Source organism: Streptomyces sp. NPDC017202 (assembly GCF_044331705.1).
GTDB lineage: Bacteria > Actinomycetota > Actinomycetes > Streptomycetales > Streptomycetaceae > Streptomyces.
In genome coordinates this window covers 15594-39998 of record NZ_JBIRNP010000022.1, presented here as the reverse complement: position 1 = coordinate 39998, position 24405 = coordinate 15594, and the positions used below count along the sequence as shown (strand labels likewise).

24 protein-coding genes and 1 pseudogene are annotated in these 24405 nt (G+C 73.9%); 14 read left to right on the top strand and 11 right to left on the bottom strand.

Going from position 1 to position 24405, the window contains the following annotated elements:
* The first annotated feature begins 27 nt into the window (after window positions 1-27).
* From ACH4N1_RS29555 to ACH4N1_RS29535, 5 genes are all read left to right on the top strand, one after another.
* Window positions 28-606: a hypothetical protein gene (locus ACH4N1_RS29555; RefSeq protein WP_398101984.1), complete on the top strand. Its 579-nt coding sequence runs from the start codon at window positions 28-30 to the stop codon at window positions 604-606.
* Complete coding sequence (locus tag ACH4N1_RS29550; protein ID WP_398101981.1) at window positions 593-1747, top strand: class F sortase; 1155 nt, start codon at window positions 593-595, stop codon at window positions 1745-1747. Before ACH4N1_RS29555 ends, ACH4N1_RS29550 begins: the two co-directional genes overlap by 14 nt.
* Window positions 1748-1974: 227 nt before the next feature.
* Window positions 1975-3315 (top strand): ABC transporter ATP-binding protein, encoded by a 1341-nt coding sequence (locus tag ACH4N1_RS29545; protein ID WP_398101979.1) that lies wholly within the window; start codon window positions 1975-1977, stop codon window positions 3313-3315.
* A gap of 117 nt (window positions 3316-3432) precedes the next feature.
* Entirely contained in the window at window positions 3433-4821 is a 1389-nt protein-coding gene (locus ACH4N1_RS29540) for an aldehyde dehydrogenase family protein (protein WP_398101976.1), read from the top strand.
* Window positions 4822-4831: 10 nt separating this feature from the next.
* Window positions 4832-5911, top strand: coding sequence for a Zn-dependent alcohol dehydrogenase (locus ACH4N1_RS29535; RefSeq protein ID WP_398101973.1), 1080 nt, complete (start codon window positions 4832-4834; stop codon window positions 5909-5911).
* Window positions 5912-6183: 272 nt separating this feature from the next.
* On the opposite strand, the gene ACH4N1_RS29530 is transcribed toward ACH4N1_RS29535, so the two are convergent.
* The 3 genes from ACH4N1_RS29530 to ACH4N1_RS29520 all read right to left on the bottom strand — a co-directional run bounded on the left by ACH4N1_RS29530 (window position 6184) and on the right by ACH4N1_RS29520 (window position 8665).
* Window positions 6184-7176 (bottom strand): DMT family transporter, encoded by a 993-nt coding sequence (locus ACH4N1_RS29530; RefSeq protein WP_398101971.1) that lies wholly within the window; start codon window positions 7174-7176, stop codon window positions 6184-6186.
* A gap of 79 nt (window positions 7177-7255) precedes the next feature.
* On the bottom strand, window positions 7256-7966 hold the full coding sequence (locus ACH4N1_RS29525; protein WP_398101969.1) for an ArsR/SmtB family transcription factor: 711 nt from the start codon (window positions 7964-7966) through the stop codon (window positions 7256-7258).
* A gap of 57 nt (window positions 7967-8023) precedes the next feature.
* Window positions 8024-8665: a TetR/AcrR family transcriptional regulator gene (locus ACH4N1_RS29520; protein WP_382792424.1), complete on the bottom strand. Its 642-nt coding sequence runs from the start codon at window positions 8663-8665 to the stop codon at window positions 8024-8026.
* Window positions 8666-8795: 130 nt separating this feature from the next.
* On the opposite strand from ACH4N1_RS29520, the gene ACH4N1_RS29515 reads away from it, so the two are divergent.
* The 3 genes from ACH4N1_RS29515 to ACH4N1_RS29505 all read left to right on the top strand — a co-directional run bounded on the left by ACH4N1_RS29515 (window position 8796) and on the right by ACH4N1_RS29505 (window position 11017).
* Window positions 8796-9947 carry an acyl-CoA dehydrogenase family protein gene (locus ACH4N1_RS29515; protein WP_398101967.1) on the top strand — a complete coding sequence of 384 codons (1152 nt, stop codon included), beginning with the start codon at window positions 8796-8798 and terminating at the stop codon, window positions 9945-9947.
* 59 nt (window positions 9948-10006) lie between these two features.
* Window positions 10007-10294: a YiaA/YiaB family inner membrane protein gene (locus tag ACH4N1_RS29510; protein WP_366059174.1), complete on the top strand. Its 288-nt coding sequence runs from the start codon at window positions 10007-10009 to the stop codon at window positions 10292-10294.
* 96 nt (window positions 10295-10390) lie between these two features.
* Entirely contained in the window at window positions 10391-11017 is a 627-nt protein-coding gene (locus ACH4N1_RS29505) for a TetR/AcrR family transcriptional regulator (RefSeq protein ID WP_398101964.1), read from the top strand.
* Between the two features lie 73 nt (window positions 11018-11090).
* On the opposite strand, the gene ACH4N1_RS29500 is transcribed toward ACH4N1_RS29505, so the two are convergent.
* Window positions 11091-11552 (bottom strand): MaoC family dehydratase, encoded by a 462-nt coding sequence (locus ACH4N1_RS29500; RefSeq protein ID WP_382784827.1) that lies wholly within the window; start codon window positions 11550-11552, stop codon window positions 11091-11093.
* A 112-nt stretch (window positions 11553-11664) separates the two neighbouring features.
* Between ACH4N1_RS29500 and soxR the strand changes: the two genes are divergently transcribed.
* Window positions 11665-12180: a redox-sensitive transcriptional activator SoxR gene (gene soxR, locus ACH4N1_RS29495; RefSeq protein ID WP_398101961.1), complete on the top strand. Its 516-nt coding sequence runs from the start codon at window positions 11665-11667 to the stop codon at window positions 12178-12180.
* Window positions 12181-12217: 37 nt separating this feature from the next.
* Here soxR and ACH4N1_RS29490 read toward each other — a convergent pair.
* Both ACH4N1_RS29490 and ACH4N1_RS29485 read right to left on the bottom strand, forming a co-directional pair.
* Window positions 12218-12640 (bottom strand): annotated as a pseudogene (locus ACH4N1_RS29490) (3-keto-5-aminohexanoate cleavage protein); the annotation flags it as partial.
* Window positions 12641-12773: 133 nt separating this feature from the next.
* A complete protein-coding gene (locus tag ACH4N1_RS29485; protein ID WP_398101958.1) occupies window positions 12774-13379 on the bottom strand; it encodes a hypothetical protein in 606 nt (201 codons plus the stop codon).
* Window positions 13380-13611: 232 nt separating this feature from the next.
* Between ACH4N1_RS29485 and ACH4N1_RS29480 the strand changes: the two genes are divergently transcribed.
* Window positions 13612-16398: a penicillin acylase family protein gene (locus tag ACH4N1_RS29480; RefSeq protein WP_398101956.1), complete on the top strand. Its 2787-nt coding sequence runs from the start codon at window positions 13612-13614 to the stop codon at window positions 16396-16398.
* On the opposite strand, the gene ACH4N1_RS29475 is transcribed toward ACH4N1_RS29480, so the two are convergent.
* Window positions 16362-16931, bottom strand: a complete 570-nt coding sequence (locus ACH4N1_RS29475) for a hypothetical protein (RefSeq protein WP_398101953.1) — start codon at window positions 16929-16931, stop codon at window positions 16362-16364. The genes ACH4N1_RS29480 and ACH4N1_RS29475 overlap by 37 nt on opposite strands.
* Here ACH4N1_RS29475 and ACH4N1_RS29470 point away from each other — a divergent pair.
* Genes ACH4N1_RS29470 through ACH4N1_RS29460 form a run of 3 tightly spaced genes read left to right on the top strand, consistent with a single transcriptional unit; the run spans window position 16876 to window position 19923 of the window.
* Window positions 16876-17640, top strand: coding sequence for an SDR family oxidoreductase (locus ACH4N1_RS29470; protein ID WP_398101950.1), 765 nt, complete (start codon window positions 16876-16878; stop codon window positions 17638-17640). The two genes, ACH4N1_RS29475 and ACH4N1_RS29470, sit on opposite strands and share 56 nt — an antisense overlap.
* Window positions 17637-19304: a class I adenylate-forming enzyme family protein gene (locus tag ACH4N1_RS29465; RefSeq protein ID WP_398101947.1), complete on the top strand. Its 1668-nt coding sequence runs from the start codon at window positions 17637-17639 to the stop codon at window positions 19302-19304. The genes ACH4N1_RS29470 and ACH4N1_RS29465 overlap by 4 nt, the downstream gene beginning before the upstream one ends.
* 25 nt (window positions 19305-19329) lie before the next feature.
* Window positions 19330-19923, top strand: coding sequence for a TetR/AcrR family transcriptional regulator (locus tag ACH4N1_RS29460; protein WP_398101944.1), 594 nt, complete (start codon window positions 19330-19332; stop codon window positions 19921-19923).
* 90 nt (window positions 19924-20013) lie between these two features.
* Here the strand turns inward: ACH4N1_RS29460 and ACH4N1_RS29455 are convergent, their stop codons facing one another.
* Window positions 20014-21237 (bottom strand): acyl-CoA dehydrogenase family protein, encoded by a 1224-nt coding sequence (locus ACH4N1_RS29455; RefSeq protein WP_398101941.1) that lies wholly within the window; start codon window positions 21235-21237, stop codon window positions 20014-20016.
* Window positions 21238-21241: 4 nt separating this feature from the next.
* Window positions 21242-22264, bottom strand: coding sequence for a phosphotransferase family protein (locus ACH4N1_RS29450; protein WP_398101938.1), 1023 nt, complete (start codon window positions 22262-22264; stop codon window positions 21242-21244).
* 362 nt (window positions 22265-22626) lie between these two features.
* Here ACH4N1_RS29450 and ACH4N1_RS29445 point away from each other — a divergent pair, with 362 nt between their 5' ends.
* Complete coding sequence (locus ACH4N1_RS29445; protein ID WP_398101936.1) at window positions 22627-23574, top strand: NADP-dependent oxidoreductase; 948 nt, start codon at window positions 22627-22629, stop codon at window positions 23572-23574.
* A gap of 50 nt (window positions 23575-23624) precedes the next feature.
* Here the strand turns inward: ACH4N1_RS29445 and ACH4N1_RS29440 are convergent, their stop codons facing one another.
* Both ACH4N1_RS29440 and ACH4N1_RS29435 read right to left on the bottom strand, forming a co-directional pair.
* Window positions 23625-23936: a DUF202 domain-containing protein gene (locus tag ACH4N1_RS29440; protein ID WP_398101933.1), complete on the bottom strand. Its 312-nt coding sequence runs from the start codon at window positions 23934-23936 to the stop codon at window positions 23625-23627.
* Window positions 23933-24325 (bottom strand): YidH family protein, encoded by a 393-nt coding sequence (locus tag ACH4N1_RS29435; RefSeq protein ID WP_398101930.1) that lies wholly within the window; start codon window positions 24323-24325, stop codon window positions 23933-23935. The genes ACH4N1_RS29440 and ACH4N1_RS29435 overlap by 4 nt, the downstream gene beginning before the upstream one ends.
* Window positions 24326-24405 lie beyond the last annotated feature (80 nt).

Sequence of the window (24405 nt, the reverse complement as noted above, 5' to 3'; positions counted from 1 at the left end):
AAAATCACCTGACTCGGAGGTTCTCTGATGCCGACCTCGTCCCGTCCACGCAAGGCCGCCACGCTGACGGCCCTCGCCGCCGGTGCAGCCGTCCTCCTCGGAGCGCCGGCCGCCGTCGCGGCCCCCGGGGACAACGGAGACGTCAAGGTGCACACGGTGGGCACCGCCGTCAGTGCCCAGGCCAACCAGCCCAAGGTCTGCAGGTTCTACCTCGACGCCTTCAACTTCGACGTCGCCCAGGGCATCAACTGGACCATCGCCCCGCAGTCCGCGCAGGCCGGCACCAGCGCCACCCTCTCCGGTGTCGTCACCCTCGCCAACGGCGCCGGGGTCACCGAGAACCTGTTGCTGCCCACCGGCCAGTACAAGCTGACCTGGACCATCGTCGGCGGCAACGGTGCCGCCAAGCAGAAGGTCTTCAAGGTCGACTGCCCGGACCGGCCGCACCACCCCGGCGGCCCCAACGGCGGCCCGCCGGCGGGCGGCGGCGGCCTGGCCCGCGACGCCGCGTTCACCCCGGTCGCCGGTGCCGCGGCGGTCGGTCTGGCCGCGGCCGGCGGAGCGGCATGGTTCCGGCTGCGCCGCCGTTCGCATGGCGCCGCGTAGGCGGATCCGCAGGCCCTGGCACCGGACGCGCGCCTACCGCCTGACGAGGACCGCCGCCCTGGCCGTCACGCTGGTGACGGGCGCCGTCTGGTGGGCCCACGCCGAGGAGCCCGCCGGCACGGCGGTCTCGGCGGTCGGCCCCGCCGGATCCGCCGTCGGGGCGGGGGACGCGCGGGGCCCCGACCGGCAGGCGCGTCCGCGGTCCGGGCCCGCGCGGGACGCCGGCGAGGGCATGCCGCGCGCACATCCGGAGCAGGCCCGGCACGGGACGGGGCTGTCGGGGCCGGCGCGGCCCCCGGAAGGCGCGCCGACGCCGGCGACCCACGGGGCGGGGGCGCCGTCGGCGCACTCGGGGAAGCCCCGGCCGCCGGCGCCCTCCGCGCGTCCGGGACGGCCGCGCCAGGGGGCGCCGTCGGCACGGGCCCGGCAGTCCCCGCCGGGGGAGCCGTCCGCGGGAGCGGCCCGGCGGTCCCCGCAGCGGGCGGCACCGTCGCGGCCGCGGCCGGCCCGGCCGGTCTCGGCGCCGCCGGGTCCCCGGCGGCCGCCGTCGGCGACGGGAGCGGCGCCGGCGCCGGGCGGGGCGGCCGCCCCCCGGCCCGCGCCGGGCACCTCCCGCGCGGCGCCGCCCCGCCCCCGGCCCGCCCCCAAGGGGCCCCACGTCCTCCCGCGCTCCCGCGCGACCCGGCTGGCGATCCCGTACCTCGGCCTCGACGCGCCGGTCATGGACCTCCACCTGGACAGCAGGCGCAGGCTGCCCGCGCCCCCGGGGGACGACCCCGAGCTGGTGGGCTGGTACGCGGACGGTCCCTCCCCGGGCGGACCGGGCACCGCCGTCGCCGTCGGACACCTCGACACCGACAGCGGGCCGGCCGTCTTCGCGGGCCTGTCCGAACTCTCGCGCGGCCGCCGCGTCGAGGTCCGCCGGGCCGACGGGCGCACCGCCGTCTACCGGGTCGACCGCATCGAGAACTACGAGAAGGCCCACTTCCCCGACCGGGAGGTGTACGGCGACCGGGGCCGCCCCGAACTGCGGCTCATCACCTGCGGCGGCACCTTCGACCGCAGGTCCGGTTACTCCGGCAACCTCGTGGTCTTCGCCCACCTGACCCAGATCCGGGACCGGGCCGGCCCGGCGGGCTGAGCCGGGCGGCCGCTGCGGCGAGCGGGCCGCCGGCACTTCGCGGCCGCGGATCTGGCCGGTTCTCTTCCCCGGGCGCGCACGGTCCGTTAACTTCCGTGACTCACAGCCTCGTTCGACCCTTCGAAGGCTGGCGAGCAGACGCGCCCAGGGTCCGCCCGGCGCCCGCCCCGTCCCCGATCCGGACGGGGCGGGCGGCGGCGGGTCCGTGAGCCCCGGGGAGTCCTGTCATGACACGCGCCATCTCCCTGCACGACGTGAGCAAGGTCTACCGCGCCGAAGGTTCCCGCGTGGTGGACCGGCTGTCGCTGGACATCGCGCCCGGCGAGTTCCTCGTGCTGCTCGGGCCCTCCGGCTGCGGGAAGTCCACGGTGCTGCGGATGATCGCCGGGCTGGAGCAGATCACGGAAGGGCGGTTGCTGCTCGACGGCGCGTACGCGAACGACCTGCCGCCGTCCGGCCGGGACATCGCGATGGTGTTCCAGAACTTCGCCCTCTACCCGACCATGACCGGCCGCGACAACATCGGTTTCCCGCTGCGCATCGAGGCCCCGGGCACCGATCCGGGCCCCCGCGTCGACGCCACCGCACGGATGCTCGGCATCGAGGACCTCCTCGACCGCTACCCCGGCCAGCTCTCCGGCGGGGAGCGCCAGCGGGTCGCCATGGGCCGGGCCATCGCCCGCCACCCGTCCGCCTTCCTGATGGACGAACCGCTGTCCAACCTGGACGCCAAGCTCCGCAACCGGCTGCGGGCCGAAATAGCCTCCCTGACGCGCGAGCTGGGCGTGACGACGGTGTACGTCACGCACGACCAGGCCGAGGCCATGTCCCTCGGCGACCGGGTGGCGGTCCTGCGCGGCGGCGTCCTCCAGCAGGTCGACACCCCCCGCTCGGTCTACGCCCTGCCCCGCAACGTCTTCGTGGCCGCCTTCATCGGCACCCCGCGCATCAACCTCCTGCGCGGCGTGGTCCGGGCCCCGCTCGACGGGGCGATGACGGTCAGCCTCGGCAAGCAGGCCCTGCGGCTGCCCGAACCGCTGTCCCTGGACCACAGGTTGCTGCGGGTGCAGCAGGGCCGCGAGGTGATCGTCGGTCTGCGCTCGGAGGCCGTCCGCGTCGGCCGCCTCGCCGAGGCGCGTCCCGGCGAGACGCACATCACCGGCCTGGTGGAGCACGTGGAGTTCCAGGGCCACGAGGTGCTCGTGCACTTCGACACCGGCTCCCGCCCCGCCGTCGTCCCCGACCTGGAGGCGCCGCGCCCGCAGGCCCGGCCCTCCCGGCGGCGACGGCGGGAGACCGGGGTGCTGGACCGGCTGCGGGGGCGGACGGGCAGCCGGCGGGCCGGGCCGGTCGTGGCGCTGGACGATCCGGCGGAGCAGCCCCTGGCGGTGGCCTCCCCGGACGGCCGCCAGCCCGGCGACCTGGTCGTGCGGACCACGCCCGACTTCGACCTGCGGTACGGCATGCAGGTCCCGCTCCTCGTCGACCTCGCCCACCTGTTCGTCTTCGACCAGCACGGCGAGCGGATCTGCCCGGCCCCGGACCGGCTGCCGGACCTCGACGAGTGACGCCCGCGGCGGCTGCCGTGCCCGTGAGGGAGGCCGCACGGCGAACGCCCCTGGTGCCAGAAAACTATCGGCGCTAGTTTAGGGCGCGGACGACGACGACCGCCCGGAGGGAACGCGATGAAGGCACACGACGGCATCTACCTCGACGGCGCCTGGCGCCCCGCCGCCGGGCAGGACGTGATCGAGGTCGTCAACCCGGCGGACGAGCAGGTCATCGGCCGGGTCCCGGCCGCCGGGCCCGAGGACGTCGACGCGGCCGTACGGGCGGCCCGCACCGCCCTGCCCGCCTGGGCGGCGACGGCGCCCGCCGAGCGGGCCGCGCGCCTGAGCGCCCTCCGGGACGTGCTGGCGGCCCGCAAGGACGAGATCGCCGAGACGGTCACCGCCGAACTCGGCTCCCCGCTGCCCTTCTCCCAGGCGGTCCACGCGGCCGTCCCGATCGCGGTCGCCGGCTCCTACGCCGAACTGGCCGCCACCCACTCCTTCGAGGAGAAGGTCGGCAACTCGACCGTGTACCAGGAGCCGGTCGGCGTGGTCGGCGCCATCACGCCCTGGAACTACCCGCTCCACCAGATCGTCGCCAAGGCCGCCCCGGCCCTCGCCGCCGGCTGCACGGTCGTCCTGAAGCCCGCCGAGGACACGCCGCTCGTCGCGCAGCTCTTCGCCGAGGCGGTCCACGAGGCCGGCGTCCCGGCCGGTGTCCTCAACCTCGTCACCGGCCTCGGCCCGGTCGCCGGGCAGGCCCTCGCCGAACACCCCGGCGTCGACCTCGTCTCCTTCACCGGCTCCACCGCGGTGGGCAAGCGGATCGCCGCGACGGCCGGTGCCGCGATCAAGAAGGTGGCCCTCGAACTCGGCGGCAAGTCCGCCAACGTCATCCTCCCGAGCGCCGACCTCGCCCGCGCCGTCAACGTCGGCGTCGCCAACGTGATGTCCAACTCCGGTCAGACGTGCAGCGCCTGGACCCGGATGCTGGTCCACCGCGACCGCTACGACGAGGCCGTCGAGCTGGCCGCCACCGCCGCCGCGAAGTACGGCGACCGCATCGGCCCCCTCGTCAACGCCCGGCAGCAGGCGCGGGTGCGCGGGTACATCGACCAGGGCGTCGCCGAGGGCGCGCGCCTGGTCGCAGGCGGCACCGGGACCCCCCACGAGCGGGGCTGGTTCGTCAGCCCCACCGTGTTCGCCGACGTCACCCCCGAGATGACGATCGCCCAGGAGGAGATCTTCGGCCCCGTCCTGTCGATCCTGCGCTACGAGGACGAGGAGGACGCCCTGCGCATCGCCAACGGCACGGTCTACGGCCTGGCCGGCGCCGTCTGGGCCGGCGAGGAGGCGGAGGCGGTCGCCTTCGCCCGCCGGATGGACACCGGGCAGGTCGACATCAACGGCGGCCGCTTCAACCCGCTCGCCCCCTTCGGCGGCTACAAGCAGTCGGGCGCCGGCCGGGAACTCGGCGCGCACGGTCTCACCGAGTACCTCCAGACCAAGTCCCTCCAGTTCTGAGGAGTTCCCCGTGGTTCGTGCCGCCGTCCTTCCCGCCGTGGGCGCCCCGCTGGAGATCACCGAGATCGAGCTGCCCGAGCCCGGGCCGGGGCAGGTCCGCGTCCGGCTCGCCGCCGCCGGCGTCTGCCACTCCGACCTGTCCCTGTCCGACGGCACCATGCGGGTGCCGGTCCCGGCCGTCCTCGGTCACGAGGGCGCGGGCACGGTGGTCTCCGTCGGCGAGGGCGTCACCGGCCTCGCCCCCGGCGACGGCGTGGTCCTCAACTGGGCCCCCTCCTGCGGGAAATGCCACGCCTGCTCGCTCGGCGAGGTCTGGCTGTGCGCCGACGCGCTCAGCGGCTCCGCCGACGTGTACGCCAGAACCGCCGGCGGCACCGACCTCCACCCCGGCCTGAACGTCGCCGCGTTCGCCGAGGAGACCGTCGTCCCCGTCTCCTGCACCCTGCCGCTGCCCGACGGCATCCCGCTCACCGACGCCGCCCTCCTCGGCTGCGCGGTCCTCACCGGCTACGGCGCCGTCCACCACTGCGCCCAGGTCCGCCCCGGCGAGACGGTGGCCGTGTTCGGCGTCGGCGGGGTCGGCCTCGCGGCCCTCCAGGCGGCCCGGATCGCGGGCGCCTCGACGGTCGTCGCCGTCGACGTCTCCCCGGAGAAGGAGGAACTGGCCCGCGCGGCGGGCGCCACCGAGTACCTCGTGGCCCGCGACACCACCGCCCGGGAGATCCGCGCCCTCACCGGGAAGCAGGGCGTCGACGTCGCCGTGGAGTGCGTCGGCCGCGCGGTCACCATCCGCACGGCCTGGGAGTCCACCCGGCGCGGCGGCCGCACCGTGGTCGTCGGCATCGGCGGCAAGGACCAGCAGGTCACCTTCAACGCCCTGGAGCTCTTCCACTGGGGCCGCACCCTCACCGGCTGCGTCTACGGCAACTCCGACCCGGCCCGCGACCTCCCGGTCCTGGCCGCACACGTCCGCGCCGGCCGCCTGGACCTGGGCTCCCTCATCACCGAACGCATCGCCCTGGAGGGCATCCCGGCGGCCTTCGAGAACATGCTCGCGGGCAAGGGGGGCAGGGCCCTGATCGTCTTCTGACACCCGGCACGGAGCCCCGGAACCCCGGAACCCCGGGATCCGGACGGCACACCGACGGCGCCGGCACCGCGACGGCCGGGCCGCTCTCGGGCGGCCCGTGCGGCGGGCGGTGGCCCCCGCGGGCGGCGGGGCGCACGCGGGCCCCGCCGGGCCCGTGGACCCGGCCGCCGCCCCCTCGGCCTTTCCGGACGCGGGCGTCGTCGTCCCGGCCGGCCTGCCGGGCCCCGCGCCCCCCGAGTCGACCCGCCGCCGGCCTCCCGGGCCCGGCGCCGTCAGCTCGGCGCCTCGGTCTCGTCGGACCGCGCCTGCGACCGGGTCCGGGACTGCGGTTCGGGCCGGGGCCGCGGTTCGGGCCGAGGCGCCGCGGCCCGTCCGGCCGGTCCTCCCGACCGGGACACCGCCACCCCCGCCAGGCACAGCGCCCCGCCCGCCAGGGTGAGGACCCCCGGCACCTCGCCCAGGGCCAGCCACGACATCAGCACCACCAGCGAGGGCACGGCGTACGTCGTCGCGCCCATCCGTCCGGCCGTGGTCCGGGCCAGCGCGTACGCCCAGGTGGTGAAGGCGAGCGCGGTCGGGAACACGCCCAGGTAGACCATGTTGAGCGTGGCGGACAGCGGCGCGTCGGCGGCGTCGCCGACCAGCTGTCCGGCGAAGGGCAGGCAGGTCACCGCACCCACCAGGCACCCGAACGTCGTCACCTGCAGGGCACCGGCCCGCCCCAGCGCCGGTTTCTGCGCCACGACCCCGCCCGCGTACGCGACGGCGGCCAGCAGGCACAGCACCACCCCGAACAGCGAGGAACCGCCCCCGCCCGACATCGACAGCCCGACCGTCACCGCGCCCGCGAACGACACCGCCATCCCCGCCAGCAGCCGCGGCGGCACCCGGTCGCCGAGGAACCGCGCGCCGAGCAGGGCGATGAGCAGCGGACCGATGTTCACGACCAGCGCCGCCGTCCCCGCGTCGACCTCCTGCTCGCCCCAGTTCAGCGCCACCATGTAGAAGCCGAACCACAGCACCCCCGACACCGCGATCCCGCGCCGGGCGGACCGCGGCGGCAGGCCCTCCCGCCGTACGAGACAGATCGCGCCCAGGGTCAGGGCACCGGCCAGCAGGCGGCCGAGGGCCAGCGCGCCGGGGGAGTACGCGGTGCCGGCGCTGCGGATCGACACGAAGGCGGAGGCCCACAGCACGACGGTGACCGAGGCCGCGCCGGCGGCGAGCAGTCGGGTACGGCGTTCCGGGCGGCCGGCGGTGTTCATCGTGCTCCTGAAAAGAGTGGGTCGGGGGTGGACGGGGTCGCGGAAACCGGACGCCGGCCGCGCCTCGCCGGGGCCCCGGTCACCGCAGTGCCGCCCCGTCGATGCCGAGCAGCTCGCCCAGCGCCCGCCGGCCGGCTGCGGTCGCGCGCACCGCCCGCCCGGAGCCGACGCGCTCGCACCAGCCCGTGTCGAGGGCGTGCCGGCACAGGGCCGCGCCCGCGACCCCGGCGAGGTGCGGCCGGCGTTCGGTCCAGTCGAGGCAGGCGCGGGCCAGCGGCCGGCGGCCCCCGCGGTCCAGGGCGATGCCGGTGTCCGCGAACCATCCGAGCCCGGCGTGCGTCAGCGCGAAGCCGGTGTCCTGGACGAGGAGGCCGCGCGCGGTCAGGGCGTCGGTGACGGCGATGCCGAGCCGCCCGGCGAGATGGTCGTAGCAGGTCCGGCCGCGTGCCATGGCCGCCCCGGCGCTCGACTCGCGCAGGGTCCGGGGCCCTGCGGCGTCGGCGGGGGCGACCTGGGCGGCGAGGTCCTCCACGAGCTGGGCGACGCGCGCGTCGGCGAGCCGCACGTACCGGTGGCGGCCCTGCCGTTCCTCGGTGAGCATCCCGCCGGCGACGAGCTTGCCGAGGTGCTCGCTCAGGGTCGAGGCGGCGACGCCCGCGTGCCGGGCCAGCTCGCCCGCGGTCCACGCCCGGCCGTCGAGCAGCGCCAGCAGACACGTGGCGCGCGTCTCGTCGGCGATCAGGCCGGCCAGTTTGGCCAGCAGCGGCGCGCGGGGATCCCTGGTGGTCATGGCTCCCAGGATGGGGCACGGACGGTTCGGCGGGCGCCGAAGTGCCGGCGCCCGGGCTCACGCCGTGCGGCGCAGCCGCTCGTACTGCTGCGCCAGCCCGTCCAGCAGGGCCGCGAGGCCCGTCTCGAAGGCGCGCTCGTCGACCTTCTCCTGCTGCTCGGCCAGCAGATGGGCCTGTCCGAGGTGCGGGTAGTCGGCCGGGTCGTAGGCGCTGGCGTCGTCCACGAAGCCGCCGGCGAAGGAGCCGAGCGCGGACCCCATGATGAAGTACCGCATCAGCGCGCCGATGGAGGTGGCCTGCGCGGGCGGCCAGCCCGCCTCGACCATCGCGCCGTAGACCGCGTCCGCGAGCCGCAGTCCGGCCGGCCGGCGGCCGGGGCCGCGGGCGAGGACCGGGACGATGTTCGGATGGTCGCGCAGGGCGGTCCGGTAGGAGACCGCCCAGTCGTGCAGCGCGGTCCGCCACTGCCGGCCGTCCTCGAACATCGACAGGTCGACCTGGGCGCTCACCGAGTCGGCGACCGCTTCGAGGATCTCGTCCTTCGTCCGGAAGTGGTTGTAGAGCGAGGGCCCGCTCACCCCGAGTTCGGCGGCGAGCCGGCGGGTCGAGAGCGCCGCGAGGCCCTCCGCGTCCACGAGCGCGCGGGCCGTCTCGACGATGCGGTCGGTGCTCAGCAAGGGCTTGCGCGGTCGGGCCATGGCGCACATAGTAGGGCTGCGACCAAGAAACTAGCAGTGCTAATTTAATGGTCGGGCAGGCCGGGGTCCGGGGACGGGCCCTCGGACCGCCCGTTCCACCGTCCGTCGGTTCTCTGTGGGGTGACGCGTCATGCATCTGGGGCTCAGCGAGGAGCAGGAGGCCGTACGGCGGCTCGCCCGGGACTTCGTGGACCGCGAGATCACCCCGCACGCCGTGGCCTGGGACCGCGCCGAGGAAATCGACCGGTCGCTCGTGAAGAAGCTCGGCGAGGTCGGCTTCCTGGGCCTGACGATCGACGAGGAGTACGGCGGCTCCGGCGGCGACCACCTCGCGTACTGCCTGGTCACGGAGGAGCTGGGCCGCGGCGACTCCTCCGTGCGCGGCATCGTCTCCGTCTCCCTCGGCCTGGTCGCCAAGACGATCGCGGCCTGGGGGGACGAGGAGCAGAAGCGGCGCTGGCTGCCGGGACTGACCTCCGGCGCGTACGTCGGCTGCTTCGGCCTCACCGAGCCCGGCACCGGCTCCGACGCCGGGAACCTCACCACCCGCGCGGTCCGCGACGGCGAGGACTACGTCATCAGCGGCACCAAGATGTTCATCACCAACGGCACCTGGGCCGACGTCGTCCTGCTCTTCGCCCGCTCCACGGACGCCCCCGGCCACAAGGGCGTCTCCGCCTTCCTGGTCCCCACGGACACCCCGGGGCTGACCCGCCGCACCCTTCACGGCAAACTCGGCCTGCGCGGCCAGGCCACCGCCGAACTGGTCCTTCAGGACGTGCGGGTGCCCGCGTCGGCGCTGCTCGGCGCGGAGGGCAAGGGCTTCTCCGTCGCGATGTCGGCCCTGGCCAAGGGCCGGATGTCGGTCGCGGCGGGCTGCGTCGGCATAGCCCAGGCCGCGCTGGACGCCGCCGTGCGGTACGCGGGGGAGCGCGAGCAGTTCGGCAGGACCATCGCCCACCACCAGCTCGTCCAGGAGCTGATCAGCGACATCGCGGTCGACGTGGACGCCGCCCGCCTGCTGACCTGGCGGGTCGCGGACCTCGTCGACCGCGGGCTGCCCTTCGCCGTGGAGTCCTCCAAGGCCAAGCTCTTCGCCTCGGAGGCGGCCGTCCGCGCCGCCAACAACGCCCTCCAGGTCTACGGCGGCTACGGCTACATCGACGAGTACCCGGCGGGCAAGCTGCTGCGCGACGCCCGCGTGATGACCCTCTACGAGGGCACGAGCCAGATCCAGAAACTGGTCATCGGGCGGGCGCTGACGGGGGTTTCGGCGTTCTGAGTACCCGTCTGAGTATCCCGACCGATGTGGTGCGGGCCACGTCCGCCGATGCTCGTCCCATGAGTGACACACCCGTCAAGCAGCAGAGCACGGCCGCCTTCTACGGTCAGGCCGTGGCATCGTTCGCGGTCGCCATGGCGGCCACCGCCATCGGCATCCTCCGGCTGAACGCCGACGCCTGGGTCCGCGGTTTCCTCGGCATCGCCGTCCTCTACCTGGTCACGTCCGCCTTCACGCTCGCCAAGGTGATCCGGGACCGCCAGGAGGCCGGGCAGATCGTCAGCCGGGTCGACCAGGCCCGTCTGGAGAAGCTGCTCGCCGAGCACGACCCCTTCGAGAAGATCTGAGCCCGCCACCCGCACCGGCCGCCGGCAGCCACGCTAAGCGGGCGCTCACCTTCGGCGGTATGGTGGAGCTCCGGTACCGAGAGGGGCGAACGAGCGATGAGTACGGCGGAGGAGACGGCCGGCGGCGAGGTCGAGCCGTGGGAAGAGGTCACCCCTGACGCGGCCCGGCGACTGCTCGTCGCCGCCGTGGAGGCCTTCGCCGAGCGCGGCTACCACGCGACGACGACCCGCGACATCGCGGGCCGCGCGGGGATGAGCCCGGCGGCGCTCTACATCCACTACAAGACCAAGGAGGAGCTGCTCCACCGCATCAGCCGGATCGGCCACGACCGCGCGCTGGACATCCTGCGCACGGCCGCGCGCGGCGGGGGCAGTGCGACGGACCGGCTCGCGGAGGCCGTCAGCTCCTTCGTCCGCTGGCACGCGGGCCGGCGCACCACCGCACGGGTCGTCCAGTACGAACTGGACGCCCTCGGCCCCGACGCCCGCGCCGAGATCCTCGCACTGCGCCGGCAGGTCGACGGCGAGGTGCGCGGGATCATCGAGGAGGGCGTCGCGAGCGGCGAGTTCGACGTCATCGACGTGCACGGGACCACCCTCGCGGTACTGTCCCTGTGCATCGACGTGGCCCGCTGGTTCAACGTGGACGGCCCGCGCACCCCCGACGAGGTCGGCGCGCTGTACGCCGACCTCGTGCTGCGGATGGTGGGGGCGGCGAAGTAGCCGCGGGGGCGGGAGCGCCGCGCGGCGGCCCGCCGCTCGGTGGCGCGGGGTCCGCCGCTCGCGCGACGGCGGGTCAGAGGTAGTAGCGGGAGACCGACTCGGCCACGCACACCGGCTTGTCGCCGCCCTCGCGCTCCACCGTGAAGGCGACGGTGACCTGGACGCCGCCGGCGACGTCGTCGACGGCGGAGACGGTCGCGGTGGCGCGCAGTCGCGAGCCGACCGGGACGGGCGCGGGGAACCGGACCTTGTTCGTCCCGTAGTTGACACCCATCTTCACGCCCTCGACCGCGATCAGCTGGGGACCGAACAGCGGCAGCAGGGACAGCGTCAGGTAGCCGTGCGCGATGGTGGTCCCGAACGGGCCCGAGGCCGCGCGCTCGGGATCGACATGGATCCACTGGTGGTCGCCGGTGGCCTCCGCGAACAGGTCGATCCGCTTCTGGTCGACCTCCAGCCAGTCGGTGTACCCCAGCTGCTCGCCCACCGCCGCCCTCAGCTCGTCGGGGGACGTGAAGATCCTCGGCTCTGCCATGTCTGCGGCCTCTCTCGCACTCACGGAATGTCTAAGCAACTGCTTAGCATGGTGGCCGCGGGAGGTCATGTCAACGGACCGGGCGCCCGGCGGGATGGGTAGGCTCCGAGGGGTGCCGAAGATTCCAGAGACGATCCACGAACTCACGGTCGGCCAGGTCGCCGCCCGCAGCGGCGCCGCCGTCTCCGCCCTGCACTTCTACGAGTCCAAGGGCCTGATCAGCAGCCGGCGCACCCCGGGCAACCAGCGCCGCTACACCCGTGACACGCTCCGCCGGGTCGCCTTCGTCCGCGCCGCGCAGCGCGTCGGCATCCCGCTCGCCACGATCCGGGACGCACTCGCCGAACTCCCCGAGGAACGCACCCCCACCCGCGAGGACTGGGCCCGCCTCTCACAGACCTGGCGGGCCGAACTCGACGAACGCATCAGGCAGCTCAACCGCCTGCGCGACCACCTCACCGACTGCATCGGCTGCGGCTGCCTCTCGCTCGACTCCTGCGTCCTGTCCAACCCCGACGACGCCTTCGGCGACCGCAGCGCGGGCTCGCGCCTCCTCCCCGAACGCAAGGCCCCCGCTCCCGGCGGCCCCCGGGCCGCCCCGCCCCCGGGCGAGGACTGCTGCGCCTGACGACCCACGTGCCGCCGGTCCGCCGTCGGGTGCGGGCCCGCACCGACCCGTCGGTCCTGTACCGGATCCCGGCCTCCACCCCGATGCCCAGTGCCATCAGCCGGGCGGCCGGCTCCTCCGCCCCTCCGCCCCTCCGGCTCGTGCCGGCTGACCGGGGCGTGGTCGGGGCGCACCGTCCAGTCGCGCACACGGGCGAGTCTCGCCGCCGGGTCGGGTTCCGCCCAGCGCCCGTCGTCATCCCGACCGGCACGGACACCCGTCGCCGTATCGCGTCGAGCACCGCCGCCACCACCCGCGGGGACAGGCTGTCCCGCCCTCACGGCGTCTTCGGATGCACGTGGATCTCCGTGGCTCCGGCCGCGACCGCTTCCGCGGCGGACCCGGCCGGCGCCTCGGGGGACAGCGGCACCGCCGCGCCGTCGGCGGCACCCCGCGCTCCGTTCGGACAGACCCGCACCACGCCTCGACGGTGTCACCCGCCCCTGACACCGGCCCTGTTCCACGGCAGCGCAGAAGCAGGCGGGAAAACGGGGGGTGCGGCATCCCCGGCGCACCCCCGCCGTTCACTCGGGATCTCCCGTCCTGGAGCGGGATCAGGCCGACATCAGCAGCCGCCGTCCGCGCCTGGCGTACGCCAGGGCCTCAGGCGTGAGCACGGGGCGCGGGACGAGTATCCCGCAGTCCGCGCAGACCGGACCGGACGACGGTTCGTGGTCCAGGTCGTACCTCCACACGAGCCGCTCGCCGCCGCACACCGGGCAGTCGGAGCCCGGCTCGCGCTCCAGCGCGGCGATCAGCCGGCGCAGCACCTCCGCCAGCGGTTCACGGGGGTGGACCCGCGGGTCGTCGCACCAGGCCACACCGAAGCCGCCCCAGGTCATCCGGTGCCAGTCGTCCACACTGCCCGGCCGGCGCAGCCCGTCGTGCTTCTCCTTCCTGCGGCGGTCGGCGAACTCGACCTCGTAGGCCAGCCACACCGCACGTGCCTCCTCCAGCTCCTCCAGTGCGGCCACGAGCCGCACCGGATCGGGGGAGCGGTCCTCGGGACCGAACCCGGCACGCGAGCACAGATGGTCCCAGGTCGCCCTGTGCCCGTAAGGGGCGAACCGTTCAAGGCACTTGCGGAGCGAGTAGCGCCGCAGTGCCAGATCGCACCGCGGGTCGCGCACCTGTCTCGCCAGACTCCGGAAACCGGCCATCGCCTTGCACCTCCGTCACATTCGCACCTGCACTTCGGTCACTTCGGCGTCGTCGTACGGACGTCGCCGAATAGACGTATCGACACGCGATTCGGCTCCCTTCCTGCCCATCCTTTTCCCGATGCCCTGCACAAGCCGGATGAGGCGACTCCAAAAAGTGACGCATGTTCATCTTCAACTCCGGGGATACCGGCGGTAACTTCTCCGCCACCCCCGTCGCTAGGAGTTGCCGATGTCACGGCGAACTTCCCGCACCGCACCCGACAGACTGAGAACTCCCGGCAGAATCCCCGGGTTCCTGAAGACCGCATCCGTATGCGCCCTGATCGCCGGACTTTTGTCGCCTCTTTCCCCGGCGGCGGCGGCGGCCGAGGTCACGGCGGCGAACGACCACTGCGGAAACCAGTGTTCCGACATCCTGCCGCCCGGCCAGAACGGCAACGCCACGCTGGCCCAGATCCTGCTCAACCAGGCCTTCGGCGTCCAGCCCGCGCACGCCGAGGACCAGCTCGGTCCCTACGCCGACCTGGCCAAGGGCCACTCGACGCTCACCAACTCCACGATCAACACGTTCTTCAACGACGCGTCCTTCGGGGTTCCCGCCGATCAAGTCGCCTCCACCGTCAAGCCCGCGGGCCGCGGCGACGTGACGATCGTCCGCGACAAGAAGACGGGCGTACCGCACATCACCGGTACCACCAGATACGGCACCGAGTTCGGCGCCGGCTGGGCGGCCGCCGAGGACCGGCTGTGGCTCATGGACGTCTTCCGGCACGTCGGCCGGGGTCGACTCACCTCCTTCGCGGGCGGCGATCCCTCCAACCAGGGCCTGGAACAGCAGTTCTGGCGGCACGCCCCCTATTCCGAAGCGGACCTCCAGGCCCAGATCGACAACGCGGTCGCCACCAACGGCGCCCGCGGCCGGCAGGCCCTGGAGGACGCCGACGCCTACCTCGCCGGCATCAACGCCTACATCGACGCCTCCGACAGCGGCCGTTACTTCCCCGGTGAATACGTCCTGACGGGCCACAAGGACTCAATCACCAACGCCGGCACCATCGACCACTTCAAGATCACCGACCTGGTGGCGCTCGCCTCGGTCATCGGCTCCCTCTTCGGATCCGGGGGCGGCGGCGAGGTGAACAACGCGATGTCGCTGCTCGCCGCCCAGGAGAAGTACGGCGTCGAACAGGGCACCGCGGTCTGGGAGTCCTTCCGCGAGCGCAACGACCCCGAGGCCGTCATGACCCTCCACGACGGCAAGAGCTTCCCCTACGCCGTCCGGCCCGAGGACCCGCAGGGCGAGGCCCTGCCCGACCCCGGCTCGGTGGTCGAGGAACCGCTGGTCCACGACCGTACGGGCAGCGCGGCCGGCGCCGCCGCCGCGGAAGCCTCCGGCACGGCGGCCACGGCCGCCACCACCTCCGCCCGGCGCGGCATGTCCAACGCCCTCGTGGTCAGCGGCGCTCACACGGCGAGCGGCCACCCGGTCGCCGTCTTCGGCCCGCAGACCGGCTACTTCGCCCCGCAACTCCTGCTGCTCCAGGAGATCCAGGGCCCGGGCATCAGCGCCCGCGGCGCCTCCTTCGCGGGCCTCAGCATGTACGTCGAGCTGGGCCGCGGCCAGGACTACGCGTGGAGCGCCACCACCTCCGGCCAGGACATCATCGACACCTACGCCGTCGAGCTGTGCCAGGACGACCACCACTACCTGTACCGCGGCACCTGCACGGCGATGGAGAAGATCGAGCAGAAGAACGCCTGGAAGCCGACCACTGCCGACGGCACCGCGGCCGGTTCGTACACGATGCGCGTCTGGCGCACCGCGTACGGGCCCGTCGAGTACCGCGCGACCGTCGGCGGCAGGAAGGTCGCCTACACCACCTTGCGCTCGTCGTTCCTGCACGAGGCCGACTCCATCATCGGCTTCCAGATGCTGAACGACCCGTCCTACGTCACCGGACCGCAGTCCTTCCAGAGCGCGGTGCAGCACATCAACTTCACCTTCAACTGGTTCTACGCCGACTCCGAGCACACCGCCTACTACAACAGCGGCGACAACCCGGTCCGGGCGAGCGGTGTCGACGCCGAGTTCCCGGTCTGGGCACGGCCGGCGTACGAGTGGCGCGACTGGGAGCCGACGACCAACACCGCGGCGTACACCCCCGCGTCGGCGCACCCCAACTCCGTCGACCAGGACTACTACATCTCCTGGAACAACAAGCAGGCGAAGGACTACGCGACCGCGCCCTGGGGCAACGGTTCGGTGCACCGCGGCAACCTGCTGGAGGACCGGGTGAAGAAGCTGGTCCGGGCGGGTGGTGTCACGCGGGCGTCGCTGACGAAGGCCATGGCGGACGCGGCACTCGCCGACCTGCGCGCCCAGGACGTGCTGCCCGACCTGCTGAAGGTGATCGACACCTCCCCGGTCGCCGACACCACGGCCGCGGCCGCGGTCGCCAAGCTCCGTACCTGGCTGGCGGCGGGCGGCCGGCGCACGGAGACCACGGCCGGCTCGAAGACGTACGCCGACGCGGACGCCGTCCGCATCCTCGACGCCTGGTGGCCGCTGCTGGTGAAGGCGGAGTTCGAACCCGGTCTCGGCACCGCGCTCTACACCGCCATGACGAACAACCTGCCCGTCGACGAGACCCCTTCGGCCGCACACGGCCCGACCGGCGCGCACGCCGGCAGCGCCTTCCAGTACGGCTGGTGGAGCTATGTCGACAAGGACATCCGGGCGGTGCTCGGTGAGCCGGTGCGGGGCGCGCTGGGCCGCGCGTACTGCGGCGGCGGCGACCTCGGCGCCTGCCGCGACGTCCTGCTGTCCACCCTGAAGCAGGCGGCCGGCCGCACCGCGGCCCAGGTCTACCCCGGCGACACGCTGTGCGCGGCGGGCAACCAGTGGTGCGCCGACTCGATCGTCCAGCGCACCCTCGGCGGCATCAAGCACGGCAACATCAGCTGGCAGAACCGGCCCACCTACCAGCAGGTCGTGGAGTTCACCTCCCACCGCTGACCACCGGTGCCGGTCCGGGGCGCACGACGTCGCCGTGCGCCCCGCTCACCGGTACAGCAGGTACTCCCGGCGCACCCGCCGGAAGGCGGCCGGCTCCTCCTGGCGGCCGCCACCGCCTCGTCGACCCCGGCGCCCGCGTCGATCGCCGTACGCCCCCACGCCGAGCCGGTGAGCTTGTCGGTCCAGCCGTCGGCACGCCGGGCGAAGCCGCTCCGGACCCTCCTCACGGTCACGAGGAGGGCGATGCCGGTACGGGCCGGGCCGAAGGCGTCCCGGTCGTGCACGTGGACCTGCGCCCCGCCGGCCCCACGGGCCGGGTCGGGTACGAGGGGCGGGGCACCCGGCGCCCCGCGGCGGAGCCGGTCGGTGAAACGGCCCCACGCCCCTCGCCCGTGCTGCGCCGACCCTTTCCCGAAACATACCGACCGGTTAGTCTGACGGCCGGAAAACAGGCCGGAGCCGGGTCGAAGGAGATCGATGGTGGAAGCCGTTCGAGGTGCTGGAGTCGTCGTCACCGGGGCGGGAGGCGGCATCGGGGCCGCGCTCGCCCGCCGTTTCGCCGCCGAGGGAGCGCGGGTCGTCGTCAACGACCTCGACGCGGACCGGGCGAAGGCCGTCGCCGAGGAGATCGGCGGGACCGCCGTGCCGGGCGACGCCTCCGTGATCATCGCGGACGCCCGCGAGGCACTCGGCGGCACCGTCGACGTCTACTGCGCCAACGCCGGGGTCGGCTCGGGCGGCTCCGAGGCGGCCGACGAGTCGGTGTGGGCGCTGGCCTGGGACGTCAACGTGATGGCCCACGTCCGCGCGGCGCACACCCTGATCCCCGACTGGCTGGAGCGCGGCTCGGGCCGGTTCGTCTCCACCGTCTCCGCCGCCGGACTGCTCACCATGATCGGCGCCGCGCCCTACAGCGTGACCAAGCACGGCGCGTACGCCTTCGCCGAGTGGCTGTCGCTGACCTACCGCCACCGCGGCATCAAGGTCCACGCCATCTGTCCCCAGGGCGTGCGCACCGACATGCTCGACGCCACCGGCAGCGCGGGCGACCTCGTGCTCAAGCCCACCGCGATCGAGCCGCGGGACGTGGCGGACGCCCTCTTCGCGGGGATGGCCGAGGACCGCTTCCTGATCCTGCCGCATCCCGAGGTCGCCGGGTACTACCAGGCGCGGGCCGGTGACCCCGACCGCTGGCTGAGCACCATGAACCACATCCAGCAGAAGTGGGAGGCCGCCGGGTGACCGCCTCCCGCTACGCCGCCAAACCCTGGCTGGACCTCCTCGACGAGGCCCAGCGCGGCCCCGTCGACCCGGCCGACTCCCTGGTGCACGCCCTGCGCCGGTCCGCCGCCGAGGCCCCCGACCGCGCCTTCCTCACCTACTTCGACGGCCGCCTCACCTACCGCGAGGCGGACGAGCTGAGCGACTCCGTCGCCGGGCACCTGGCGGCCCGCGGCCTGGAGCGGGGCGACCGGGTCGCCGTCCTGCTCCAGAACTCCCCGCACTTCGTGCTCGCCGTGCTGGGCGCGTGGAAGGCGGGCGCCACCGTCGTCCCCGTCAACCCCATGTACAAGTCGGGCGAGGTCGCCCACGTCCTGCGGGACGGCGAGGTGGCCGCGCTGATCTGCGCCGACCGCGCCTGGGAGTCGTACCTGCGCGCGACCGCCGCGGACTCGCCGGTGCGGATCGTGCTGACGGCCTGCGAGCTGGACTTCCAGACCCGCGGCGACACGCGCGTGCTCGGCTTCGAACGGCTGCCGCAGGCCCCGGACGCCGACGACCTCACCGCCGTCGCCCGCGCCGGGCACCCGGCGCCCGCCGACCGCGACCCGGCCGCCGCCGACACCGCCCTGATCAGCTACACCTCGGGCACCAGCGGCACGCCGAAGGGCGCCACCAACACGCACGCCAACATCATGTACAACGCCGAACGGCAGCGCACCGGCCTGCACCTGCCCGAGGCGCCCGTCTACCACGCGCTCGCGCCGCTGTTCCACATCACCGGCATGGTCTGCCAGCTCGGCGCCTGCCTCGACAGCGCCGGCACGCTCGTCCTGACGTACCGGTTCGAGGCGGGCGTCGTCCTGGAGGCGTTCGCCGAGCACCGCCCGCACTACACGGTCGGCCCGTCCACCGCCTTCATGGCGCTGGCCGCCCACCCGGCCGTCACGCGCGAGCACTTCTCCTCCTTCGTGAACATCTCCTCCGGCGGTGCCCCGCTGCCGCCGGCCCTGGTGGAGAAGTTCCGGGCGGGCTTCGGGCCGTACATCCGCAACGGCTACGGCCTCACCGAGTGCACCGCCCCCTGCGCCTCCGTCCCGCCCCACCGGGAGGCGCCCGTCGACCCGGCCTCCGGGACCCTCGCGGTCGGCGTGCCGGGCCCCGACACGGTCGTCCGGATCGTCGACGACCAAGGCGCGGAGGTGCCCTTCGGCGAGCAGGGCGAGATCGTCGTACGCGGTCCCCAGGTGGTCCCCGGCTACTGGCGCCGCCCCGACGCCACCGCCGAGACCTTCCCCGACGGCGAGCTGCGCACCGGCGACATCGGCTTCATGGACGAACAGGGCTGGCTGTACGTCGTCGACCGCAAGAAGGACATGATCAACGCGTCCGGCTTCAAGGTCTGGCCGCGCGAGGTCGAGGACGTGCTGTACACCCATCCGGCGGTGCGCGAGGCGGCCGTCGTCGGGGTGCCCGACGGGTACCGCGGGGAGACCGTGAAGGCGTACATCAGCCTGCGCCCCGGCGCCGGCACGGACCCCGGCGAACTCGCCGCGTACTGCAAGGAGAGACTGGCCGCCTACAAGTATCCGCGGCAGGTGGAGATCCTGCCCGACCTGCCGAAGACGGCGAGTGGGAAGATCCTCCGGCGGGAACTGCGTTCCCGCACGCAGGACAGTCGGTAAGGCGAACGGAAGGCAGGTGGCGGCAGTGCCCAGGACGACGGACGGTGCAGAGGCTCCTGTTCCGCAGCGGCTCCTCGCCGCCGCCACCCGGCTCTTCGCCGAGCGGGGCTACGACCGCACCTCGGTCCAGGAGATCGTCGAGGCGGCGGGCGTCACCAAGGGAGCGCTGTACCACTACTTCGGCTCCAAGGACGACCTCCTGCACGAGGTGTACGCGCGCGTGCTGCGCGTCCAGCAGGAACGCCTGGACGCCTTCGCGAACGCCGACGAGCCGATCGAGAAGCGGCTGCGGGGCGCCGCGGCCGACGTGGTCGTCACGACGATCGAGAACCTCGACGACGCGTCGATCTTCTTCCGCTCGATGCACCACCTCAGCCCCGAGAAGAACAAGCAGGTCCGTGCCGAGCGCCGCCGCTACCACGAGCGGTTCCGCGCCCTCATCGAGGAGGGCCAGCAGAGCGGTGTCTTCTCGAGGGCGACCCCGGCCGACCTGATCGTGGACTACCACTTCGGGTCCGTGCACCACCTGTCGACCTGGTACCGGCCGGACGGCCCGATGAGCCCCCAGGAGGTCGCCGACCACCTGGCCGACCTGCTGCTGCGGGCGCTGCGCCCCTGACGCTCGCCGGACCCGGACCCGGCCGGCGGTCCATGAGGCGGGAGGAAGGCCCCGGCGACGCCGCCGGGGCCTTCCTCCCGCCACCCGCTGCTACAGGTACTTCTTCAGCTCCCGCCGCGCCAGGGAACGCTGGTGCACCTCGTCCGGGCCGTCGGCGATCATCAGGGTCCGCGCCCCGGCGTACAGCTCGGCCAGCGGGAAGTCCTGGCTGACGCCGCCCGCGCCGTGCAGCTGGATCGCCCGGTCGATGATGTCCACGACCGCCCGCGGCGTCGCGATCTTGATCGACTGGATCTCCGTGTGCGCCCCCCGGTTGCCCACCGTGTCCATCAGCCAGGCCGTCTTGAGGACCAGCAGCCGCAACTGCTCGACCGTCACGCGCGCGTCGGCGATCCAGTTGTGCACCACACCCTGCTGACCCAGCGCCTTGCCGAACGCCTCACGCGAGACGGCCCGGCGGCACATCAGCTCGATCGCCCGCTCCGCCATGCCGATCAGGCGCATGCAGTGGTGGATCCGGCCCGGGCCGAGCCGGGCCTGGGCGATGGCGAAACCACCGCCCTCCTCACCGATCAGGTTGGTCACCGGCACGCGCGCGTGGTCGAAGACCACCTCGGCGTGGCCGCCGTGGTAGTGGTCCTCGTAGCCGAAGACCTTCATCGCCCGCTCGACGGTCACCCCCGGCGTGTCACGGGGCACCAGCACCATGGACTGCTGACGGCGGATGTCGGGACCGTCGGGGTCCGTCTTGCCCATCACGATGAAGACCGCGCAGTCCGGGTTCATCGCCCCGGAGATGTACCACTTGCGGCCGGTGATGACGTACTCGTCTGTTCCGTCGGAGGCTCGCTCGATGAGCGTGGTGATGTTCGTGGCGTCGGAGGAGGCCACCTCCGGCTCGGTCATCGCGAACGCCGAGCGGATCTCCCCCGCCAGCAGCGGCTCCAGCCACTGCTTGCGCTGCCGCTCGTCGCCGAACTGCGAGAGCACCTCCATGTTTCCGGTGTCCGGCGCGGCGCAGTTCAGCGCGGTCGGCGCCAGCTGCGGGGAACGGCCGGTGATCTCCGCCAGCGGAGCGTACTGGAGGTTCGTGAGGCCGGCGCCGTACTCGGCGTCGGGCAGGAAGAGGTTCCACAGCCCCTGGCGGCGGGCCTCGGCCTTCAGCTCCTCCACCACGGCCGGGGTGTCCCAGGGCGAGGCGAGCCGGGCCCGCTGCTCCTCGGCGACCGCCTCGGCCGGGTACACGTACTCGTCCATGAAGGCGAGCAGTCTGGCGCGCAGTTCCTCGGTGCGCGCGTCGAACGCGAAGTCCATGGCGTCAGCCTTCCTGGAGAGTGGTCAGTCCGTGGCGGATGAAGACGGGGACCAGCTCGCCGATGCGGTCGAAGCCGCGGCCCACCGTCTGGCCCAGCGTGTAGCGGTAGTGGATGCCCTCCAGGATCACGGCGAGCTTGAACCAGGCGAACGCCGTGTACCAGGAGACGGCCGACACGTCGCGCCCCGAGCGCGCGGCGTACCGCTCGATCAGCTCGGCCGGGGCCGGGTGGCCGGGGGCCGAGGCGGTGGTGGAGACGGGGGACTGCGGGACCTCCAGCGGCACGCTGTACATCACCAGCAGGCCCAGGTCGGTCAGCGGGTCGCCGAGCGTCGACATCTCCCAGTCGAGGATCGCCCGGATCGTGTCGTCCTCGCCGATCAGGACGTTGTCGAGCCGGTAGTCGCCGTGCACGACCGCGGGGGCGGGGGAGGAGGGCAGCGACCGGCCGAGCGCGGCGTGCAGCTCGTCGATGCCGGCCAGGTCGCGGCTGCGGGAGGCGTCCAGCTGCTTGCCCCAGCGGCGCAGCTGCCGGTCGAGGAAGCCCTCGGGGCGGCCGAAGTCGGCGAGGCCCACCTCGGCCGGGTCCACCGCGTGCAGTTCCACCAGGGTGTCCACGAGCGACAGCACCGCGCCGCGGGTGCGCTCCGGGCCGAGCGGGAGGAGCTGGTCGGCCGTGCGGTACGGGGTGCCCTCGACGAACTCCATGACGTAGAAGGGCGCTCCCAGCACCTCCTCGTCCTCGCAGAGCAGCACCGGACGCGGCACCGGCACGCTGGTCGGGTGCAGGGCCGCGATCACCCGGTGCTCGCGCCGCATGTCGTGCGCGGTGGCCAGGACGTGGCCGAGCGGGGGCCGCCGGACGACCCACCGGGAACCGCCGTCGGTGACCGCGTAGGTCAGGTTCGACCGTCCGCCCTCGATCAGCCGGCCGGTGAGGGGTCCGTCGACCAGACCGGGGCGCTCGCGGTCGAGCAGGACGCGCAGCCGGCCGAGGTCGAGTCCGGGCGGGTGGTCGGGGATCATACATCGCTCCTACGGACAGGTGGACGGGAACCCACCCCATGATGCCGACCGGTCGGTATGTACGTCCAGAGGGGGCACCCAAAGTGATCGGGGCCACGATAGGACGACGGCTCCCCGGCCGGGAGCCGGGGAGCCGTCGCGGAACGCCCGAAGCAGGTCCTCCGCACGGGTGCGAGGCCGCCCCGGCCGTCGTCCCGATGGCCGTCGTGCGCGTGCGGGCGGGCCGTGCGTTCCCGGTGCGGGACGGTCATGGCGCGCGCCTTCGGGGGTACCGGGACGACGTCGGACCGGCCGCCGCGCGAACGGCGCGGGCCCGGGCATCCGGCTTGCGCGGCGTGCGAGTACCCTGGAGGGTCGGTGACATGAAGGGCATCAGCTACAGCCGGTACGGCGGTCCCGAGGTTCTCGAGTACGGGGACCTCCGCGACCCCAAGGTCGGCCCCGACACCGTGCTGGTCAAGGTACGGGCGGCCGCCGTCAACCCCGTCGACTGGAAGTGCCGGGCGGGCCACCTCGACGCTGTCCTCGACGCCGTCTTCCCCGTGATCCCCGGATGGGACGTCTCCGGCGTCGTCGTCCGGCCGGGGGCGGCGGTCACCGAGTTCTCGGTCGGCGACGAGGTGATCGGCTACGTCCGCGAGGACTTCCTCTCCCGCGGCACCTTCGCCGAGTACGTCGCCGCCCCGGTGCGCACCCTCGCCCGCAAGCCGCGCAACCTCACCTGGGAGGAGGCCGCGGGCCTGCCGCTGACCGGCCTCACCGCCTACCAGGTCCTGTACGAGGCCCTCCGGGTCAGGCGCGGCGAGACCGTCCTGATCCACGCGGCCGCCGGCGGCGTCGGCTCCATCGCCGTGCAGCTCGCCCGCCATCTGGGCGCCCGCGCGATCGGCACGGCGAGCGAGGCGAACCACGACTTCGTACGGTCCCTGGGCGGCGAGCCCGTGACCTACGGCGAAGGCCTGGTGGAACGGGTGCGGGGGCTCGCCCCGGAGGGCGTGGACGCGGTCTTCGACACGGTCGGCGGGGACACCCTGAAGACCTCCGCGAACCTGCTGGCCCCCGAGGGCCGCCTGGTGTCGATCGCCGACGGCGACGTCGTCGACTACGGCGGCCGCTACTCCTTCGTGCGTCCCGACGCCGAGGACCTCACCCGCCTGGCGGAACTGGCCGAACAGGGCGTGGTGTCGGTCCACGTGTCGGAGACGTTCCCCCTGGAACGGGCGGCGGACGCCTACCGCCGGAACGAGGAGGGCCGCACCCGCGGAAAGATCGTGGTGACGGTGGACTGGCCGGACGAGACGGAGGGCTGACCCCCCGGGCGCGCACCCTCCGCGCACCCGTTCGCGACCGCGGCCACGGCTCACACCACCAGCGCCGCCGCGCACACCGCCAGGGCCACCGTGCACAGGACCGCCGCGGTGGCGCGGCGGGGCTGGAGGGCCGGGGGCGTCGTCGTCGACGCGAGCACGCGGATCCGGTGGTGCGCCAGCACGAGGAGAGCCAGCCAGAGCAGGCACAACGCCACGCACGCGGTGACCGCGGTCGCCGACGCGCCGCCCTGCAGCGCCGCCTTCGCCCCGAGCACGGCGGCCGCGGTGGCCGACAGCGTCGTACGCCGCCAGGCGAGCCGGGTCCGCTCCGGCTGGAGCCCCGGATCGCGGTCGCCGCTCACCCCTCCCACCCGAGCAGCACGGCGACGACCATCGCGACGGCCACCACGGCGACGACGACGCCGAGCAGCGCGGGGAAGCGCGAGACCGGCAGGTCCTCGCCCCGCCGCATGGCCCGCTCGCAGAGCACCCAGTGGTTCACCGCCCGCAGGGCGCACAGCACGCCCGCCCCCAGCAGCGCGAGTGCCAGCCCCACCCGCCAGCCCCAGCGCAGGTCCGGCAGGAACTGGTCCACCGCGAACCCGCCGCCGATCAGCGCCAGCGCGGTCCGCAGCCAGGCCAGGAAGGTGCGCTCGTTGGCCAGCGAGAACCGGTAGTCGGGCGTCACCCCTTCCCGCCGGACCTCTTCGGGCGCGAACCACAGCCGGACGTTCCGCACGAACTCGCTCACGTGTCGGACCCTACCCGGCGCCCGTCCGCGTGCCCTGCCCGGTCCGCCGCCCCCACCCGGCGCCCGTCCGCGCGCCCGCC

Coding starts and splice junctions, on each gene's coding strand:
- ACH4N1_RS29555 (WP_398101984.1), top strand. CDS start 28: ATGCCGACCTCGTCCCGTCCACGCAAGGCCGCCACGCTGACGGCCCTC.
- ACH4N1_RS29550 (WP_398101981.1), top strand. CDS start 593: ATGGCGCCGCGTAGGCGGATCCGCAGGCCCTGGCACCGGACGCGCGCC.
- ACH4N1_RS29545 (WP_398101979.1), top strand. CDS start 1,975: ATGACACGCGCCATCTCCCTGCACGACGTGAGCAAGGTCTACCGCGCC.
- ACH4N1_RS29540 (WP_398101976.1), top strand. CDS start 3,433: ATGAAGGCACACGACGGCATCTACCTCGACGGCGCCTGGCGCCCCGCC.
- ACH4N1_RS29530 (WP_398101971.1), bottom strand. CDS start 7,176: ATGAACACCGCCGGCCGCCCGGAACGCCGTACCCGACTGCTCGCCGCC.
- ACH4N1_RS29525 (WP_398101969.1), bottom strand. CDS start 7,966: ATGACCACCAGGGATCCCCGCGCGCCGCTGCTGGCCAAACTGGCCGGC.
- ACH4N1_RS29520 (WP_382792424.1), bottom strand. CDS start 8,665: ATGGCCCGACCGCGCAAGCCCTTGCTGAGCACCGACCGCATCGTCGAG.
- ACH4N1_RS29515 (WP_398101967.1), top strand. CDS start 8,796: ATGCATCTGGGGCTCAGCGAGGAGCAGGAGGCCGTACGGCGGCTCGCC.
- ACH4N1_RS29510 (WP_366059174.1), top strand. CDS start 10,007: ATGAGTGACACACCCGTCAAGCAGCAGAGCACGGCCGCCTTCTACGGT.
- ACH4N1_RS29505 (WP_398101964.1), top strand. CDS start 10,391: ATGAGTACGGCGGAGGAGACGGCCGGCGGCGAGGTCGAGCCGTGGGAA.
- ACH4N1_RS29500 (WP_382784827.1), bottom strand. CDS start 11,552: ATGGCAGAGCCGAGGATCTTCACGTCCCCCGACGAGCTGAGGGCGGCG.
- ACH4N1_RS29485 (WP_398101958.1), bottom strand. CDS start 13,379: ATGGCCGGTTTCCGGAGTCTGGCGAGACAGGTGCGCGACCCGCGGTGC.
- ACH4N1_RS29480 (WP_398101956.1), top strand. CDS start 13,612: ATGTCACGGCGAACTTCCCGCACCGCACCCGACAGACTGAGAACTCCC.
- ACH4N1_RS29470 (WP_398101950.1), top strand. CDS start 16,876: ATGGTGGAAGCCGTTCGAGGTGCTGGAGTCGTCGTCACCGGGGCGGGA.
- ACH4N1_RS29475 (WP_398101953.1), bottom strand. CDS start 16,931: ATGCCGCCTCCCGCCCCGGTGACGACGACTCCAGCACCTCGAACGGCT.
- ACH4N1_RS29455 (WP_398101941.1), bottom strand. CDS start 21,237: ATGGACTTCGCGTTCGACGCGCGCACCGAGGAACTGCGCGCCAGACTG.
- ACH4N1_RS29450 (WP_398101938.1), bottom strand. CDS start 22,264: ATGATCCCCGACCACCCGCCCGGACTCGACCTCGGCCGGCTGCGCGTC.
- ACH4N1_RS29445 (WP_398101936.1), top strand. CDS start 22,627: ATGAAGGGCATCAGCTACAGCCGGTACGGCGGTCCCGAGGTTCTCGAG.